The organism is Streptomyces sp. NPDC093109 (genome assembly GCF_040701725.1).
Lineage (GTDB): Bacteria > Actinomycetota > Actinomycetes > Streptomycetales > Streptomycetaceae > Streptomyces.
The window spans coordinates 1-16,744 of sequence record NZ_JBFBEZ010000058.1; the positions used below are offsets into that span (position 1 = coordinate 1).

Genomic DNA, 16,744 nt, shown 5'->3' on the forward strand with positions numbered 1-16,744 from the left:
CTGCGCGATGACCTTCGGTCACCCTTGACTCCTGTCCCGGAGTCGCAAGTGCGGGTGTGGGAGGGGCGGCTGGGGGGTGAGGGGTTGCCCGGGGGACCGGCCGGGCTGCCGGTCGGTTCGGGGTCCGGCGGGCCGGTGGGCCCTGCGGGGCTGCGCGGCAGAGGAGAGGGGTGACTCGGCCCCGTCTCGGCGGCCGGCGGTCCGCTGTTTGCTGAGACTCATGCCCCGCTGGTTACCGTCGCGTCGTGGTGCCCGGAAGGCGGGCGGGAGTTGCTGTCCGGCCGGGTCCTCGGGCCGGTAAGCCCTGCTGTGGCCGCCCCCCACCTCGCCGAATGCCCCATATGTCCCTATATGGCGGGACGTTGTGGGCTGCTTCCCAGGGGTCTTGTGTCCTGGGGTGCGTAAGTCGCACTCTCAGGATGCATTGGTGGTCCCGGGGGCCGTCGGAGGTGGCGGGAGGCGGTCCCTGGGCAACATGCACCATATGTGCCCCCAGGGGCGGGAATTGGGCCGGACGGATGCCCTCAGGTGCCGCTTGCGCACCCCAGGACACAAGACCCACCTTCAGGAGCCCACTCGTCGCCACACAAACACCACCCACACCATCACCCCCACCGGCGGTGACCAGCGGGGCATGAGTCTCGACCAGCGGACGGCCGTCAAGCCGCTGAGGCCGGCCGGACCGCCCCTCTCCTCTGTCGCGTGGCCCCGCAGGGTCCGCCGGGCCGTCGGACCCTGAGCCGAGTGGCAGGGCATCCGGCCCTCCGGGCAACCCCCTCCCACCCGGCCGCCCCTCCCGAAAAGCCGCACTTGCGGCTCCGGGGTAGGTGTCAAGGGTGAGCGAAGCGAAATCGGCGCAGCCGACGCGACGACAGGAGCGCCCTTTACACCTGGCACGGAGTCGCGACACTCACAGCAGGAGGGGCGGCCCCCATCCCAACAACCCGCGCCACCGCGTCCTCACCGTCCCGGTAGGCGGGCGCCCAGTTCTGTGGCTGCTGACTGGAGCAGGGGGACCAGGGCGATCAGGTCGGCCAGGGTGCGGCGGAAGGCGGGGGCCGCGGTGGAGAGGGCGGCGAAGACGGTGCCGTCGGGGCGCAGGACGGGGACCGCCACGGCGCGCAGGCCCGCGTGGTGTTCCTCGTCGGCGGTGGCATAGCCGTTCTCGCGGGCCAGGCGTACCGCCTCGCGCAGGGTGGCGCGGTCCGTGATGCTGTTCGGGCCGTACGGGGTGAGGTCGATGCGGGCCAGCAGGTCGGACCGTACCTCCTCCGGCGCGAAGGCCATCAGTACCTTCCCCATCGACGTGCAGTGCAGGGGGCCGTGCCGGCCCGGTTCGCTGCGTACGCCGACCGGCAGCGGACCGTCCACGTAGTGGACGTACAGGTGGCGCGTGCCGTCCAGGACGGAGAGCAGGGTCGCCTCCTCCGTCCGCTCCGTCACGCGCTGCATGACCGGCAGGGCCGTTCCGGCGAAACCGTAGGCCTGGCCCGCCTGTTGGCCGAGCTGGAAGAGGCGCAGGCCGGGGCGGTAGCGCTTGCCGCTCGGGTCGAAGTCGACGAGGCCCTCCCGGCAGAGCGAGTTGACCAGGCGGTGGGACGTGCTGACCGGTACGCCGCTCTCCCGGGCCAGCTCCGACAGTGTGATGCCGTGCGGGTGCTCGCCCACCAGGATCAGGAGGCGCATCGCCCGGCCCACGACGTCTGCCGGGACTTCGGCTGCCGTGTTGCCCCTGCCGTCCGAGTCGCCCGTGTCGTCGTTGGTCTGCACGCCGCACAAATTACCTCAGTGGTTGACATCTATGGCCCCTGATGCCAACCATGTTTCCATTGAATGGATTACTTTTCCACTCAGTAGAAAGAATGGGAGTCTCTGGTATGGCGCACGGTCATCCGCTTTTCTCCATCGACGGGCGCGTCGCCCTCGTCACCGGCTCCAGCCGGGGCATCGGCCGCGCCCTCGCGCAGGGGCTTCTGGAGGCCGGGTGCACCGTCGTGCTCAACGGCCGTGACGCCGACGCGCTCGAACGGGCCCGGCTGGAGCTGACCGAGGTCGCCGAGGCCGCCGGCGCCGGCGGTACCGTGCTCGCCGAGGCCTTCGACGTCACCGTGCCCGCCGCCGTCGTCGAGGGCATCGCCCGCGTCGAGGACCGCGCCGGGCCCATCGACATCCTGGTCAACAACACCGGCGCCCAGCACCGCGCGCCCCTCGCCGAGTTCGCCGACGACGACTGGTACCGGCTGCTCGACACCAACCTCACCAGCGCCTTCCTCGTCGGCCGCGAGGTCGCCCGCCGGATGATGCCGCGCGGCCACGGCAAGATCGTCAACGTCTGCTCGCTCCAGAGCGAGGTCGTACGCCCCGGCATCGCCCCGTACGCCGCGACCAAGGGCGGGCTCAAGATGCTCACCAAGGGCATGTGCGCGGACCTCGGCCCCTCCGGCATCCAGGTCAACGCGCTCGGGCCCGGTTACTTCCGTACGGAACTGACCTCCGCGCTCGTCGCCGACGAGGAGTTCAGCTCCTGGGTGCGCGGCCGTACCCCCGCCGGGCGCTGGGGCGAGGTCGAGGACCTCGTCGGCGCGCTGGTCTTCCTCTCCTCCGCCGCCTCCGACTTCGTCAACGGACAGATCCTGTACGTCGACGGCGGTATGACGTCCGTTCTGTGACCCGCAACCACCAAAGAGACACGGAGGCTTTCCCCATGCGCGCATGCGTTGCCCACGGTGCCAAGGACCTGCGGGTCGAGGACCGCGATCCCGGTGCCCCCGCCCCCGGCCAGATCGCCGTCGCCATCTCGTACGGCGGCGTCTGCGGCTCCGACCTGCACTACTACCACCGCGGCGCGGTCGGTGACTTCCGGATCCAGGAGCCCATGGTGCTCGGCCACGAGGTCGTGGGCCGGGTCTCCGCGCTCGGTACGGGTACGGACGGGCCCGCCGTCGGTACGCCCGTCGCCGTCCACCCCGCCACCCCCTGCGACAACTGCCGCGAATGCGCCGAGGGCCGCCGCAACATCTGCGCGAACGCCCGCTACCTGGGCAGCGCCGCCCGTATGCCGCATGTCCAGGGCGGTTTCGCCCAGGGCATCGTCGTCCCCGCCGACCAGGTGCGGGCGCTGCCGGAGGGGCTGACCGAGCGCCGGGCCGTGCTCGCCGAGCCGCTCTCCGTCGCGCTGCACGCCGTACGCCGCGCGGGCGACGTGGCCGGCAAGCGGGTGCTGGTCACCGGCGCCGGGCCCATCGGGCTGCTGGTCGTGGCGGTGCTGCGGCACCTCGGCGCCGCCGAGATCATCGTCAGCGACCTCCTCGACGAGCCGCTCGCGCTGGCCACCCGGGTCGGCGCCACCGCGACCGTACGGGCCGACCGTCCCGAGGAGCGGGAGCGCGCGCAGGACGCCGACCTCGCGATCGAGGCGTCCGGCGCGCCGGCCGGGCTCCGTACCTGCGTGGAGCTGGTACGGCGCGGCGGCACCGTGGTCCTGCTGGGGCTGCTGCCGCCCGGGGAGATCGGCTTCCCGGGGAACCTCGTGGTCACGCGTGAGATCCAGCTGCGCGGCTCCTTCCGCTTCGACGCGGACTTCGACGACGCGATCGCGCTGCTCGCGGACGGCATCGACGTCGAGCCGGTGGTCACCCACACCTTCCCGCTGGCGCGCTCCACCGAGGCGTTCGAGCTGGCGGGGGACCGCTCGCGCGCGTCCAAGGTGCTGCTCGATCTGGTGGCCGATGCCGAGACCGATGCCGATGTCGATGCCGATTAGGTCGACCAGTCCGACCAGCTACCGGCCGGTGCTTCCCGGGGCCCCCGGCCGGTAGAAGGCCGTCGGCAGCAGCGGCTCGAAGCGCTCCCAGCGCTCGATCTCGCAGCCGTTGGTCCGCGCGAAGCGCGCGTTCACGGCGCGCGCCGCCCAGGTCCCGGTGACCCGGGCGCTCGCCGGACCGCCGTCCCGCGCCGTGCACTTGGCGAGCGCGGGCGGCGGCGCGAAGGGGTCCTTGCCCCACTTCGTCAGCGCGTCCAGGGCCTCGCAGGCGGCCCGGACCGAGCGGTGGGTGCCGCCGCCCGGATGGCAGTACAGCTCGAAGGTCCCGTCCGTACGGGCGGAGCCGGAGCGGGCCACGGTGACGGTGAGGTGGTCCACGGGGGCGGGGGATGTCGCTGCGGCGGTCGGTACGGTCGCGGTCGCGGCCAGGAGGAGTGCGGCTGCCAGGGCTGTTCGTACGGGCATGGTGCCTCCAAGGTGACGCGGCTGGTGATGGTGACACGGCCGGTGGTGGGGCCAGTGGTGCGGCCGGTGGTGCGGTGCGATGTGTACAGAACAGCCCATCTCCGCCCCTCCCGCCCCCTCCCACCGCCCCCTTCACCCGAACGAGGGCGCCCGGCAACGGCGCGCGTCACTACCCGCGAGCGCTCGCGAGCGCCCACGAGCGCCCGCGTGCCCCGTTCCGCCCGTGCGCACAGCCGTGAGCGCTCCCCTCCGCGGGCATCCAACTACCCATGCCCCTGCGGAAATCCCGTACCGCCCCTGCCACTCCCCCCGTCTCCGACTCCGAGCAGCTCATGTTCGGCGGCCCCCTCCGCTACGACATGGGGTGGAACAAGCACGAGGACGCCTTTCTCCAGCTCGGTCTGCGCGCCATGATCACCCGGCTGCCCGCCCTCGTCGGCTCCACCGCCCGCCTCGCCTGGGAGGCCGACCGCAACGCCCTGCGCCTGGTGACCGCCGCCGAGATCGGGCGCGGCGTCGGCCAGGCGGTCGGGCTGATCGCCGTCAACCGCGTCCTCGGCCATCTCCTCGGCGACGGTACGACCGCCGAGCGGCTCACCGAGGCCGCCCCCGCGCTCGCCGTCGCCGGCTCCGCGGCCATGCTGGGCGCGGTGCTGCGCGCGCTGGCCACCGCCGGTACGGGACGGCTGGAGCCGAAGGTCGAGCGCGTCGCCACCGAGCGGTATCTGACGCACACCGCGCGCGTCGAGCTGGAGGCGGTCGAGGACGACGAGTTCCACCGGCTCCTCGACAGCGCGCAGTACGGCGCCTCGGGCGCCCGCCGGATGGTGCAGTACTGCCAGAACGTCGTGAGCGCCCTGCTGTCGCTGGTCGCCGCCGCCGGGGTGCTCGCCGTACTGCACCCGGTGCTGCTGCCGCTGCTCGTCGCGATGACGGTGCCCAGCGGGTGGGCGGCCCTGACCAACGCGCGCCGCCAGTATGTGTCGTTCCAGATCTGGGTGCAGCACTCGCGGGCCGGGCAGCTCCTCCGTAACCTGCTGATCTCCACCGACGCGGCGGCCGAGATCCGGGCCCACGGCATCGGCCCTTTCCTGCTCCACCACTTCCGGTCGATGTCGGAGTCCCAGGAGGGCGAGCAGCGCAGACTCGCCCGGCTCGCCGCCCGTACGGGGCTGATCGCGGCCGGCTGGACGGGGCTCGCGGCGGCCGTCGCGTACGCGACGCTCGGCGGCCTGCTGTGGACCGGGACGATGGCGCTGTCCGTCGGCGGTACGGCGGTGCTCGCCCTGCGCAGCGGCGCCGCCAACCTCGACAGTCTCGTCGTCCAGGTGAACGCCATGCATGAGGAGAGCCTGTTCGTCGCGGATCTGCACCGGCTGTGCGAGGAGGCCGCCGGGCGCGCCATCCCGGTCGGCGGGGTGCCGCTGCCCGCGAAGCCCGCCGCGATCACGTTCGAGGACGTCGTCTTCACGTACCGGGGCGAGGACGGCAAGCGCGCGCTCGACGGCGTCAGCCTGACGATCCCGACCGGCCGGATCGTCGCGCTGGTCGGCGAGAACGGCAGCGGTAAGTCCACCCTGGTCAAGCTTCTGTGCGGGCTGTACCAGCCGGACTCGGGGCGCGTCCTGTGGGACGGTGTCGACGCGGCGGACGCCGACCGCCGCGATCTCGTCTCGCGCGTCGCGATGGTCGGACAGGACTTCTACCGCTGGCCGTTCACCGCCACGGTGAACATCAGCATCGGCCGCTCGGACGTGCCGGTGAGCCAGGAACGGCTGGACGAGGCCGTACGGTACGCGGGCGCCGAGGAGCTGATCAAGGAGTTGCCGCGCGGCTGGCGGACGCTGCTGACCCGGGGGTACAAGGGCGGCCACCAGCTCTCCGGCGGCCAGTGGCAGCGCCTGGGCCTGGGCCGCGCGCACTACAGGGCCGGCGACATCCTGATCGTCGACGAGCCGACGTCCGCGCTCGACGCGAAGGCCGAGCAGCGGCTCTTCGAGCAGATCCGCCGGCTCGCGGACGCCGGCCAGACCGTCATCCTCATCACCCACCGCCTCGGCTCCGTACGGGCGGCGGATCTGATTCATGTGCTGGACCGCGGGCGGGTGGTGGAGAGCGGCACGTTCGCGGAGCTGCTCGCGGACGAGCGGGAGGGGGAGGAGGCCGGGGGACCGAAGGTGTTCCGGAACCTGTACGGGATCCAGGCGGCCCAGTACGCGATGGACGTCCCGGGCTCCGTGCCGGGCTCCGTCCCGGGCCAACGAAATTGAGGTACCGGTTTCTGTGATCGGCGGTCGTCGGCTCCGTCTCCTGTGTGTAGTGGCGGATTCCGACAGGAGCGAATCAGTGAGTCAAGCGGGTCAGAAGAACAGCGCGTGGACCATCAGCCGTCGCACCGTACTGCGGGCCGCCGGTGCGGTGGGTGTGGTGGGGGCGGGGGCAGGCGCGACCGTGCTCGGGGCGGCTACCAACTCGGCCGCCGCGCCCGCCGCGTCCGCCTTCGCGCACCCCGGACTGCTGCACACCCAGGCCGACTTCGACCGGATGGCGGCCAAGGTGAAGGCGGGCGCGGAGCCGTACATGGAGGGGTTCAACAAGCTCGTGCGCAACGGCCGCGCGCAGAGTTCCTGGCGGGCGCGTCCGCTGGAGCGGGTCGTCCGCGGCGGTGACGGTGACAACGTCGCCCAGTTCTACCTCGACGTGCACGCCGCGTACCAGAACGCGCTGCGCTGGAAGGTCACCGGCGACACCGCCCACGCGGACACCGCCCGGGACATCCTCAACACCTGGTCGGAGACGCTCACCGCCCTCGACGGGAACGCCGACCGGTTCCTGGCGGCCGGCATCCACGGCTACCAGTTCGCCAACGCCGCCGAGATCATGCGTGGTTACGAGGGCTTCGACCTCGCCCGCTTCCAGAAGATGATGCTCACGATCTTCTACCCGATGAACAACTCCTTCCTCACGAACCACAACGGTGCCTTCATCACCAACTACTGGCCCAACTGGGACCTGGTGAACATCGCCTCCGTCCTCGCCATTGGCATCCTCTGCGACGACCGCGCCAAGGTCGACCAGGCCGTCACCTACTTCAAGACCGGCGAGGGCAACGGCTCCCTCAAGAACGCCATCTCCGTCATCCACCCCGGCGGCCTCGGCCAGTGGATCGAGGCGGGCCGCGACCAGGGGCACGCGCTGCTCGGCATCGGGATCGCGGCCACCATCTGCGAGATGGCCTGGAACCAGGGCATCGATCTGTACGGGTACGACGACAACCGGTTCCTCAAGGGCGCCGAGTACGTCGCCAAGTGGAACCTCGGCGAGTCCGTCCCGTACAGCCCCTACGTCTACCGGAAGGGTGCGCCCGGTATCTGGTCAGGTACGGACACCTTCACCGAGGCGTCCGGGGCGGGCCGCGGGCAGGTCCGGCCGATCTGGGAGGGCATCCACAACCACTACGTGAAGCGCCGCGGCCTGGCCGCGCCGTACGTCACCGCCATCAACGCCCAGGTGCGGCCCGAGGGCGGTGGCGGGGACTACGGCACCGGGGGCGGCGGCTTCGACCATCTGGGCTTCGGCACCCTGGCGTTCACCCGGGACGCGGCCCCGGCGGCGACGCGGACCGAGCCGCCCCGGCGCGCGGAGAGCGAGCCTACGGCGGCGGCAGCGCCGGGTGTGGCTGCGGGCGCGGGTGCGGGCGCGGGCGCGGGCGAGAGTGCCGCCTCGGGGGCCGGCACCGCCTCCGGTTCCGGTTCCGGTTCCGGTACGGGGGCAAGCGCCGCCCCCACCGCCCCCACGGCCTCCCCCGACTCCGGCGTCAAGCCCCAGGGCGGCGCCGGTCAAGACCTCGCCGCCACCGGCTCCACCGGCATCGCGGCGGCTCTCGTCACCGCCGGGGCGGCCCTCACCGGCGGGTTCCTTCTGATCAGCAGGCGCCGCGCGGGCCGCGGCGCGTAACCTCCGTCGCCGTGCTCCCCGGTCCGCCGGCCGGGGAGCACGGCCGGGGAGCCGCCGTCACACGAGCGAGATCACACGAACAGGAACGCCGCCGCCGTCGCCGCGCCCAGCCCCGTGCCCGCCACCGTCTGCGCGACCGTGTGGTACGTCAGCGCCACCCGCGACCAGCACACGGCCAGCGTCATCCCGTACCCGAGCAGCCACCAGGGCGAGTGCGCGGCGGCGAGCAGGGCCACGATGCCCGAGCCGACGGCCGCGTCCACCGAGATCTTCCACACGGTGTTGACGGCCAGCAGGACGACCGTCATCGCCCACAGCCCGAGCATCGCCGCGAGGATGCCGGCCGGCGCGCCGCCGAGGACCATGAGCAGCGACCCGGTGCCGATGGAGCCGAGGATGACGAGGAAGATCGGCGCGCGCTTCGTACGGTCGACGACGTGCCGGTCGCCCCAGGCGCCGCGCTTCCGCCGCCACTCGATGTAGCCCGCGGGGATCAGCCCGGCGCACAGGGCGGCGAGCAGCCCCCACGGCAGCCCGGTCCAGTCGCCCGCCGCCGCCCAGCCGATGCCGGGCATGCCGGCCAGCAGGAGATTGCGCGGCTGGAAGACGTTGGTGATCGTACGGGCGGCGGTGAGGCGGGGGCTGCCGGCCTCCGTATCCGCCTCCGTATCCGTCTCCGGCGCTGCCTCGGTGGTGCCGGTGGTGCTGTTCACGCTGTCCGCTCCTTGCTCCCGGTCTCCAGAGTCTCCAGTACGCGCCGGACCCGGTCGTCGGTGATGGTCCGGTACGCGCCCGCCACCCGTACCAGCCAGGCGACTTCGCCGTCCTGGTCGGTGGCGTGGTTCGCCTCGATGGCCGCCGCGCCGCCCGCGGGCGCGCCGCCGTTCTTCGCGGCCAGGGCGGACTTGATCCAGTACGCGTCGGCCAGCGGTCCCGTCGGTGCCGGTGCCGGTGCCGGTGCCGGACGGTCGGTCGCCGCGGCCTCCTTGGCCGCCTCGACGAGGCCGTCCGGGACGTAGTGCCGCAGCTTCTCCACCGCGTCCGCGATGTCGGCGGCCCACCGGTCGACCCGGAGGTCCACCGGCATGTCGAACCTGGCGAGTTCGCGCACCAGCGACCTCGGCGGTTCGAAGGGCTGGTCGGGGAAGGCGGTCATCAGCTCGTACCACAGCGGGTGCAGCCGTGCCTGGGCCCTGTGCAGCCTCAGTCGGCGCCAGCCCGTACTGAGGGCGGGGAGGGAGGCGCCGAGCGCGAAGAGGGCGAAGAGCACGAGTTGCGCGGCTTCGGTGATCTCGTCGAAGAGCAGCGCGAAGTGCTCGCTCGGGGTGTCGAGCACGCTGATCCACATGAAGAGCGTCCTGCTGACGGTGTAGCCGACGCCGATGAACATCGCGAAGGTCATCATGGCCAGCCCCACGCGCAGATGGCGGCGGGTGGCCCCGGCGGTGGCCAGCGCCCACTGGTACGCGCAGACGGCCGACGCCGCGCCCAGATAGAGGTAGAAGACGCTCATGTAGAGCGTGGCGCCCCACTCGCCCGCGTGGTCGGCGACGAAGCGGTCCGAGGGGACGGAGCGGTCGACCACCGTGAAGAACAGCGTGGTCAGCAGGGCCAGTGTGGCGGCGGCGGTGCGGGCCGCGAGGCGCTGGACCCGGCGGGCGAACCGTACGTGCCGGGGGATGTCGCCGTCGGCCGGGTACTGGCCGTAGATGGCGACGATGTAGCTGAGGATGGCCAGGATCGCGATGGTCGCCGTGTAGTGCTTGATGAGGACGGCCAGGTCGGTGACGGGGCTGTTGTTGAGCCCGATCCGTACGGCGCTGGTCTTCGTCCAGAGGGCGACGGCGAATCCGGCGTAGCAGCCCCAGAGGGCGCGCCGCCGTCTGTCGTCCTCGTCGCCCCGCAGCGCGGCCGGCATGCGCCAGAGGGCGACGGCTGTCATCAGGGCGGCTATGAGGTAGCCGGCGAGGTCGAGTGCGGTCACGGGTGGGGTCCTTGGGGGGTGATGTGACGCGAGGGGTGTGACGCGGGTGGCGGTGCTGTTACGGGGGGTTACAGGGGTTACGGGGGTTATGGGGGATGCAGGTGTTACGGGGGATGCAAGGGTTACGGGCGGAAGAGGCCGCCTCCGCCTCCGCCTCCACCGATACCCCGGCGACGGCGTGCGACCGGCCGGGAGAGCGAGTTCGCCAGCCGCCCCACCATGTCATCCGTGGGCATGTCCCTGATCATACGAGGGATGAGTGACGCACCGAATTCGGCCACTCGCTCATCGTGCGTGTCGTACTGCGCGCGCGCCTGGACGGTGGGGGCCGGTCCGTCCGCCGGCAGCATCCGGCCGATCAGCGACGGGTCGAAGACGGGCAGCAGCCGCGCCAGTTGCTCCGCGTCGAGCGTCGTGCCGTGGTCGAACCACTCGTGGCACAGCTCGTGCAGGATGACGTGCTGGGTCTGGTACGCGGTCGGGCGCCGCCGGTAGAGCACGAGGCTGGTGGAGCCGGCGGCGAGGCGCAGCCCGCAGGCGGCGTTCACGCGGGCGAGCTGGTCGGGCAGTTCGTGCAGCACGATCGTCCGGCCGCGGGCCGCCGCCATGTTCGCCACGAGACCGGTGACGCTGAACGGCGTGGGGAGGGGAAGGTCGGCCAGGCCGGCTTCGCACTCCCGCCGCAGTTCGCGCAGAGACATGGGGACCTCTTGGGCTGGCCGATCTCTGGGCCGACCGATCTCTGGGGCCGGCCGATCGGGTCGAATGGGATTGATCGGATCGATCGGGATCGATCGGATCGATCGGGTGAGTGCCGTGAGCCGCAGTCACGAACACGCGTGCGCCGCTTCTACGGTTCCGATTGCCCGCGGGTACCCGTAACCGTGCCTGAATGGCCGCCCGTATCGGTGCCCGTATCGCTGCCCGTATCGCCGCCCGGGTTCTTCGCTTTGGCCTCCTCCAGCAAGGACATCGCGAAGCGCAGCAGTTCGGGCGGGAGTCCGCTCTCGTCCACTCCGCGGCCCGCCACCCCGCTGATTTCGCCGGTCCTGCGTTTCGCGAGGAATTGCAGACCGGCGACGACATCGTCGACGACGTCGGACTCCTCCTTGAAGAAGCGCCAGTCCACGCCGAATCCCAGCCCGAGCGCCCGGAGGATGTCCTCCGACGGGTGGGTGACCTTCCCCGCGAGGATGTTGGAGAAGTAGCTGTGGGAGAGGGCGCCGCCGCGCTCCTTGACCAGGTCGGCGAAGAACCGTCCCGAGACCTTCTGGCCCGGGAAGGTCGTATCCACCATGTACTCGACCTTCTGCCGCAGCGTCCTCAGCTGCGGCGCGTGCTCTCCGCCGTTGTCCATCCAAGCCCCCACCGCGTTCCGGTCCGCCGTACTTTAACGGACCCGGCCGTGGATGTCCGGTGCAGGATTGGGGGCTGAGCTTGCGGATACACTCTGCGTCACTGTTAACTCGAAAAAACACGGGCAGGGAGCCACGAGGGGAGTTCCTTGCCCGTGTGATAACCATGCCGACGCCATGCCGGAACCATGGCGGGTGGGGCGCGAGAGGCTTCCCGGGGCGCGGGAGAAAGGGGTGTAGCCCTTCGCGACGGGGGATGCACGAAGGGCTACGAGAACCATTATGACACCTTGTCAGCGATAGCGGAAAGCCAAGAGCCCCCATTGGTCGAATATTCCGGCTGCCGATGGCTGGAAAGAATCGCTGGGATGCGTCGGGAGGTGGCGCGGCGCGGTCCCGGACCGGGCCCGGAATGCCGGGGTCGGACAACAGCTCCTTACGGTCGCTCGGCGGCGAATTGGGCCGCCCAGGCCAGCGGGGCGTTCCAGTTGACGGCCACTTCGTTCGTCGAATACGACTCGATGTCGTCGATGTAGCAGGCGGCCGGCGCGCAGCCACGCAGCCGCTCCGCCGCCACCGGGTCCTGGAGACCGGAGTTGGGGCCGCCCGCGAGCGAGCCGGCCGGCGGGTTCGGGAGCGAGGCGTCCGCCTGGTGCGCCCAGAAGCGGTGGTGCTGGTTGTGGGCCGCCTGGACGCCGTAACCGCTGATGTAGGACTGGCCGAGGGCGTTGCGGCCCAGCAGGTAGTCCAGCGCCTCGATCGCACCGGCGCGGTAGCGCGGCTGCCGGGTCAGGTCGTACGCGGTGCCCAGGACGACGGCGTTGCCCGCCACTTGGCCGTTGGAGCCCCAGACGTACGCGGTGGCCGGAAGCGGTACGGCGTACCCCTGGCCGGCCATGGTGGCGAGATGGGCGTCGGCTGCGGTCGTCACCGAGGCGCGCAGCCGGGCGGTGTCGGCGGCGGGGAGGCCGGTGGGGACGGTGGCGAGGGTAAGTCGGCCGAGGGCGGCGGTGTCGGCCCAGCCGAAGCCGAAGGTGGTGAGGGCGCCCGTGGAGGTGTGCCAGGGCGAGGCGGTGACGGCGTCGCGGTACGCGGCCTCGCCGGTCGTCGCGTACAGCTCGGCGGCGGCCCAGTAGAACTCGTCGCTGACCGTGGAATCCCCGTACGCGCCGCCGCCGTTGGAGTCCGAGTCCGGGGCGAGGAGGTTCGGGTTGGCGCGGGCCGCCGTCCAGGCGCGGCGCGCCGAGTCCAGGCAGCGGGCGGCGAAGGCGGCGTCGTACGGGGCGTACACCCGGGCGCACTGGGCGGCCGTGGCGGCGAGGTTGAGGGTCGCGGCGGTGGAGGGGCGGTGCAGCTCGCGCGTCTCGGCGTCGCGTTCCGGACGGGTGGGCAGGGCGGTCCAGTTGACGTCGTGGATCTTGTGGAACGCCGTCCCGGCCAGCGGCCGGCCCTCCGGCACCTGCATCCGCATCAGGAAGTCCAGCTCCCAGCGCGCCTCGTCGAGAAGGTCGGGCACGCCGTTGCCGCGCTCGGGGACGCGGAGGGTGGAGTCGCCGACGGCCGCGTCCGTGCCCTTCGCCTTGGATCGCTCGAACGAATTGACCAGGAGCCAGGTGGAGATGCCGCCGTTGACGACGTACTTGCCGTGGTCGCCCGCGTCGTACCAGCCGCCCCGTACATCACGGCTGTAGTCGCAGACGCCGGCCTGGCAGGGGACGGACGTGTCGCCCTTGTTCGGCGCGACGCCGAGGTGCCCGGCGGGCCGGGCGTAGGCCGCGCCGCCCGCGAGCGACGCCTCGATGGGGATACCGCTGCGCTGCTGGTAGAAGAACCACAGCGCGTCCGAGCGCAGACCGTCGTACAGTCCGGCGCGGACGGCGAACGGATGGCTGCTCACCCCGTCGACGGTCAGGGTGAAGCCGGTCCCGGTACCGGCGTACGCGCTGAAGTCGGCCCGGTGCGTGGACTGCGCGGAGGCGGTGTCGGCGCCCCGGACGGTGGTGGAGCCGCTCGCGACGACGGCGCCGGCCGCGTCGCGCAGTTGCCAGGGGAGGGGGGAGGCGGCGGTGGTGACGACGGTGGCGCGCTTGGGGCCGTCGGGGAGATAGCCGAGCTGATTGACCCGTACGGCGGTGGTGGCCAGCACGGAGGGGGCGGTTGAGGCGGCCGGGGTGGCTGACGCGGGGGTGGTCAGGCCGCCGGTGGCGAGGAGTGCGGAGGCGAGTACGGAGACGAGTGCGGGCATGACGAATGCGGGCATGTGGGGTGCCTTCCGTCGCGGTCTCGGGTGCGGTGTGGGGCGGGACAGAGGTGGGAGCGCTCCCATGTGGAGGGACGCGCCGTGAGAATGGCACGCACCCGGCGGGTGGTCAATGAATGCGGCAGCGGTCGGGCGGCAGAAGCGTGACGGGGGAAGCGCGGCCGGGGAGGCTCGGCGGGGGAAGCGCGGCGGGGGAAGCGCGGCGGGGGTGGCCGATTGGCCACCCCCGCCGTCTGCTGCGTGCTGCTTACTGCCCGGCTTACCGCCTGCCGCCTACTTCTTCACCATGCGGAAGGTCGAGTCGGCCTGGAAGAGAGCTGAGAACTGGTACGAGTCCAGCCAGAGCTGGAAGTTGCGGTGCCGGATGAAGCGGCCCGGGTAGTTGTACGACTCCAGCATCATCGGGTCGTCGTCACTGACCTTCTGAGTGCCGGTGCTGCCACTGCCACTGCCGCTGCCGCCCCAGCCACCTCCCCAGCCGCTGCCCCAACCGCCGTTGTTGCCGCCGGCGTACGTGGTGGGCCGGGGGCAGAAGGTGGCGTCCTGCTTGAAGCTCGTGGAGCCGTCGTTGGTGCTGGCCCGGAGCCGGAAGTTGGAGTGCCGCAGGTAACGGCCGCCGCCGAGGGAGAAGGAGTAGCAGTCGGAGTCCGCGAAGCCGTCGATCACCGTGTAGGCGGCGTCGTCGCGCTTGACGACATCGAGGAAGGCGAAGTCGTCCCGGATGTGCCAGTAGCGGTCCGGGTAGTTGATGGACTGCATCGCGCGCTGGCGTGACGCGGCCGGCGGGGGCGCGTCGGAGCCGCCGCCGCCGGAGCCCGAACCCGAACCCGAGCCCTTGTCGGATCCGCTGCCGGACTCCGATTCCTTGCCGGACTCGGAACCGGAGCCCGAACCGGAATCGTCGTCGCCCTTGTCCTTGGCGTCGCTCTTGTCGCTCTTCTTGCCCTTGTCGGTGGTGGTTCCACCTGACGCCGAGCCCGTCGAGCCGGTCTGCGTGCTGTCCCCGCCGTCGACCTGCGACAGCTCGGAGTCGCCCGCGGTGCCGGTCTGGTTGTCGCCGCTGTCCGTGACGTCGCCCGGCTCGGTGTCCGTGCCCTGCGCGGGGAAGGCCCGCAGGCCGCCGGGCTGGGGCAGCGAACCGTCCGACAGGGGAGAGGCCGCCTGGTGGGCGTCACGGTTCCCCGGGCCGGCGTAGAAGGCCAGCCCGATGCCGACGGCGAGGGTCGCGACGCCGACCAGCACCGTGTTCCGTACGAGGCTCAGCCTGCTGGGTTCGGGCGCCGGGTCGTCGTCCCAGCGGGCGGGGTCGGGGTCCGGGCCCGAACCGGGACCGTGGCCCGCTCCGCCGCCCGAACCGAATACGGAACCGGAACCGGAACCGAAGGCCGCGCCCGAGCCGAAGCCCGTGCCCGAACCGAAGGCGGGGCCCGAGCCGAACGCGGCGCCCGGGTGCGTACCGAACGCGGACGTCGGTGCCGTACCGAACGCGGGGACGGGGACAGGCCCGAGGGCATGACCGGGGGGAGCCCCGGCCACCGCGTCCTGGGCCGGAACCGGACCGGGACCGGGACCGGGACCCGGAACCGGACCCGGAGCCGCGTTCCCGTCCGGGACCTGACCCGGACCCGGGATCGGACCCGGAATCGGGGCCGGGGCCTGGCCGTTCGGCTCCTGGGGCGGCGGCGCGGCGTTGTCCATGCTCGCGAAAAGCTCCAGGTCCGACGGATCGGGGCTGCGCCGGTGGGCACCGGAAGGCTGCGCGGGCAGCGCGAGCTCCTTCCTGGTGGGGGGACGTTTTACGGGCACCGGAAGGTTGTTCGTCGGCGCGGCCGGGTGTTCGTGCTCCGTGGGCCGAGTGGGGTCGGCACCGCTCATCTCAGGCATGCGCAGTTTGCCTCCAGCGTCGCCAAACGGCGTACGCGCATCCCTGATCGGGATCGCGATTTGTGACGGTCTTGAGCACAAGAGGAAGGTGGTGGTCGCGTGGGTCGGGGCGTGGGACGGCCCAACTGTGGCCGGGGCGCCGAGCGTTGCGACTAATGAAAGGGTAGTGGATTAAGTGGCCCTCTCGTGAAGGTTTCAACGCTCGATCGTTGAAAAATCGATCAACCTGAATGGGTCGTCATCCATTGTTTCCGGGACATACACGTCGAACGTCTATGCTGATCAACGACGTTGGGAGGCCCACGTGACGCATCGCACGGCCGATACGGCGACGGAATCAGCCACGGGGGCGGGGGCGGAGACGCCGCCGCACCCGGACCCGCGCCCGGACGCACACCCACACCCGGCGGCGGACCCGGCGCGCCCCCGGAGGCCGTTTCTCTACATCGTCGTCTGCGCGTCGGGCATCGCCGGTGATGTCGGGACCCTGATCGACGCCGCGCACGCCGACGGCCGGGACGTCGGCGTCGTCGCCACCCCGCACGCCCTCGGCTTCATCGACCGCCCCGCCGTCGAGGCCGCCACCGGCTACCCCGTCCGCTCGGCCTGGCGGCTCCCCGGCGAGCCCCGCCCGCTGCCGCCGCCGGACGCCATCGCGGTCGCCCCGGCCACGTTCAACACCATCAACAAATGGGCGGCCGGCATCTCCGACACGCTCGCCCTCGGCATCGTCTGCGAGGCGTACGGACTCGGCGTGCCCATCGCCGTACTTCCGTTCCTGAACGCGGCGCAGGCGGCCCACCCCGCGTACGCCCTCAGCCTGGAGCGGCTGCGCGCGATGGGGGTACGCGTCGGCTCCCACGTACCGCACGCGCCCGGGACCAACGGCGCGGGCGGCGGCTTCCGTTGGGAAGAGGCGCTGGAGCTGCTGCCGCCGGCCCTCCTCTGACCCGTAGCGAACTCGTCGGCGAAGTCCGTCGCGAACGCCGTTGAACCGAACCGGCCCGCCGCACGTATGCAACGAGGGCTCACGAATTTCCCGGAGCCCGGCGCTGGTGACGTCGAGCCGGTACGGC

13 protein-coding genes are annotated in these 16,744 nt (G+C 71.9%); 5 read left to right on the forward strand and 8 right to left on the reverse strand.

Annotated features, from left to right (window positions below):
- Window positions 1–960: 960 nt before the first annotated feature.
- Window positions 961–1,770 (reverse strand): IclR family transcriptional regulator, encoded by an 810-nt coding sequence (locus AB0389_RS34265; protein ID WP_366399462.1) that lies wholly within the window; start codon window positions 1,768–1,770, stop codon window positions 961–963.
- Window positions 1,771–1,877: 107 nt separating this feature from the next.
- Here AB0389_RS34265 and AB0389_RS34270 point away from each other — a divergent pair, with 107 nt between their 5' ends.
- Together AB0389_RS34270 and AB0389_RS34275 are read left to right on the forward strand one after the other, a co-directional pair.
- On the forward strand, window positions 1,878–2,669 hold the full coding sequence (locus tag AB0389_RS34270) for an SDR family oxidoreductase (protein ID WP_366399463.1): 792 nt from the start codon (window positions 1,878–1,880) through the stop codon (window positions 2,667–2,669).
- A gap of 35 nt (window positions 2,670–2,704) precedes the next feature.
- The gene (locus AB0389_RS34275) at window positions 2,705–3,763 is read left to right on the forward strand and encodes an L-idonate 5-dehydrogenase (protein ID WP_366399464.1); all 1,059 of its coding nucleotides are present in this window, start codon (window positions 2,705–2,707) and stop codon (window positions 3,761–3,763) included.
- Between the two features lie 18 nt (window positions 3,764–3,781).
- Here AB0389_RS34275 and AB0389_RS34280 read toward each other — a convergent pair whose 3' ends face one another.
- Window positions 3,782–4,228, reverse strand: coding sequence for an SSI family serine proteinase inhibitor (locus AB0389_RS34280; protein ID WP_366399465.1), 447 nt, complete (start codon window positions 4,226–4,228; stop codon window positions 3,782–3,784).
- A gap of 269 nt (window positions 4,229–4,497) precedes the next feature.
- On the opposite strand from AB0389_RS34280, the gene AB0389_RS34285 reads away from it, so the two are divergent.
- On the forward strand, window positions 4,498–6,498 hold the full coding sequence (locus tag AB0389_RS34285; RefSeq protein WP_366399466.1) for an ABC transporter ATP-binding protein: 2,001 nt from the start codon (window positions 4,498–4,500) through the stop codon (window positions 6,496–6,498).
- A gap of 76 nt (window positions 6,499–6,574) precedes the next feature.
- On the forward strand, window positions 6,575–8,185 hold the full coding sequence (locus AB0389_RS34290) for an alginate lyase family protein (protein WP_366399467.1): 1,611 nt from the start codon (window positions 6,575–6,577) through the stop codon (window positions 8,183–8,185).
- A gap of 71 nt (window positions 8,186–8,256) precedes the next feature.
- Here AB0389_RS34290 and AB0389_RS34295 read toward each other — a convergent pair whose 3' ends face one another.
- From AB0389_RS34295 to AB0389_RS34320, 6 genes are all read right to left on the reverse strand, one after another.
- Complete coding sequence (locus AB0389_RS34295; protein ID WP_366399495.1) at window positions 8,257–8,802, reverse strand: hypothetical protein; 546 nt, start codon at window positions 8,800–8,802, stop codon at window positions 8,257–8,259.
- A 92-nt stretch (window positions 8,803–8,894) separates the two neighbouring features.
- Complete coding sequence (locus AB0389_RS34300) at window positions 8,895–10,169, reverse strand: MAB_1171c family putative transporter (protein WP_366399468.1); 1,275 nt, start codon at window positions 10,167–10,169, stop codon at window positions 8,895–8,897.
- Window positions 10,170–10,291: 122 nt separating this feature from the next.
- A complete protein-coding gene (locus tag AB0389_RS34305) occupies window positions 10,292–10,870 on the reverse strand; it encodes a toxin (protein WP_366399469.1) in 579 nt (192 codons plus the stop codon).
- A 149-nt stretch (window positions 10,871–11,019) separates the two neighbouring features.
- Window positions 11,020–11,526, reverse strand: a complete 507-nt coding sequence (locus tag AB0389_RS34310; protein ID WP_366399470.1) for a hypothetical protein — start codon at window positions 11,524–11,526, stop codon at window positions 11,020–11,022.
- Window positions 11,527–11,960: 434 nt separating this feature from the next.
- The gene (locus tag AB0389_RS34315) at window positions 11,961–13,784 is read right to left on the reverse strand and encodes a glycoside hydrolase family 9 protein (RefSeq protein WP_366399471.1); all 1,824 of its coding nucleotides are present in this window, start codon (window positions 13,782–13,784) and stop codon (window positions 11,961–11,963) included.
- 273 nt (window positions 13,785–14,057) lie between these two features.
- The gene (locus AB0389_RS34320; protein ID WP_366399472.1) at window positions 14,058–15,320 is read right to left on the reverse strand and encodes an AbfB domain-containing protein; all 1,263 of its coding nucleotides are present in this window, start codon (window positions 15,318–15,320) and stop codon (window positions 14,058–14,060) included.
- A 793-nt stretch (window positions 15,321–16,113) separates the two neighbouring features.
- Here AB0389_RS34320 and AB0389_RS34325 point away from each other — a divergent pair.
- Window positions 16,114–16,617 carry a flavoprotein gene (locus AB0389_RS34325; protein WP_366399496.1) on the forward strand — a complete coding sequence of 168 codons (504 nt, stop codon included), beginning with the start codon at window positions 16,114–16,116 and terminating at the stop codon, window positions 16,615–16,617.
- Window positions 16,618–16,744: the final 127 nt, after the last annotated feature.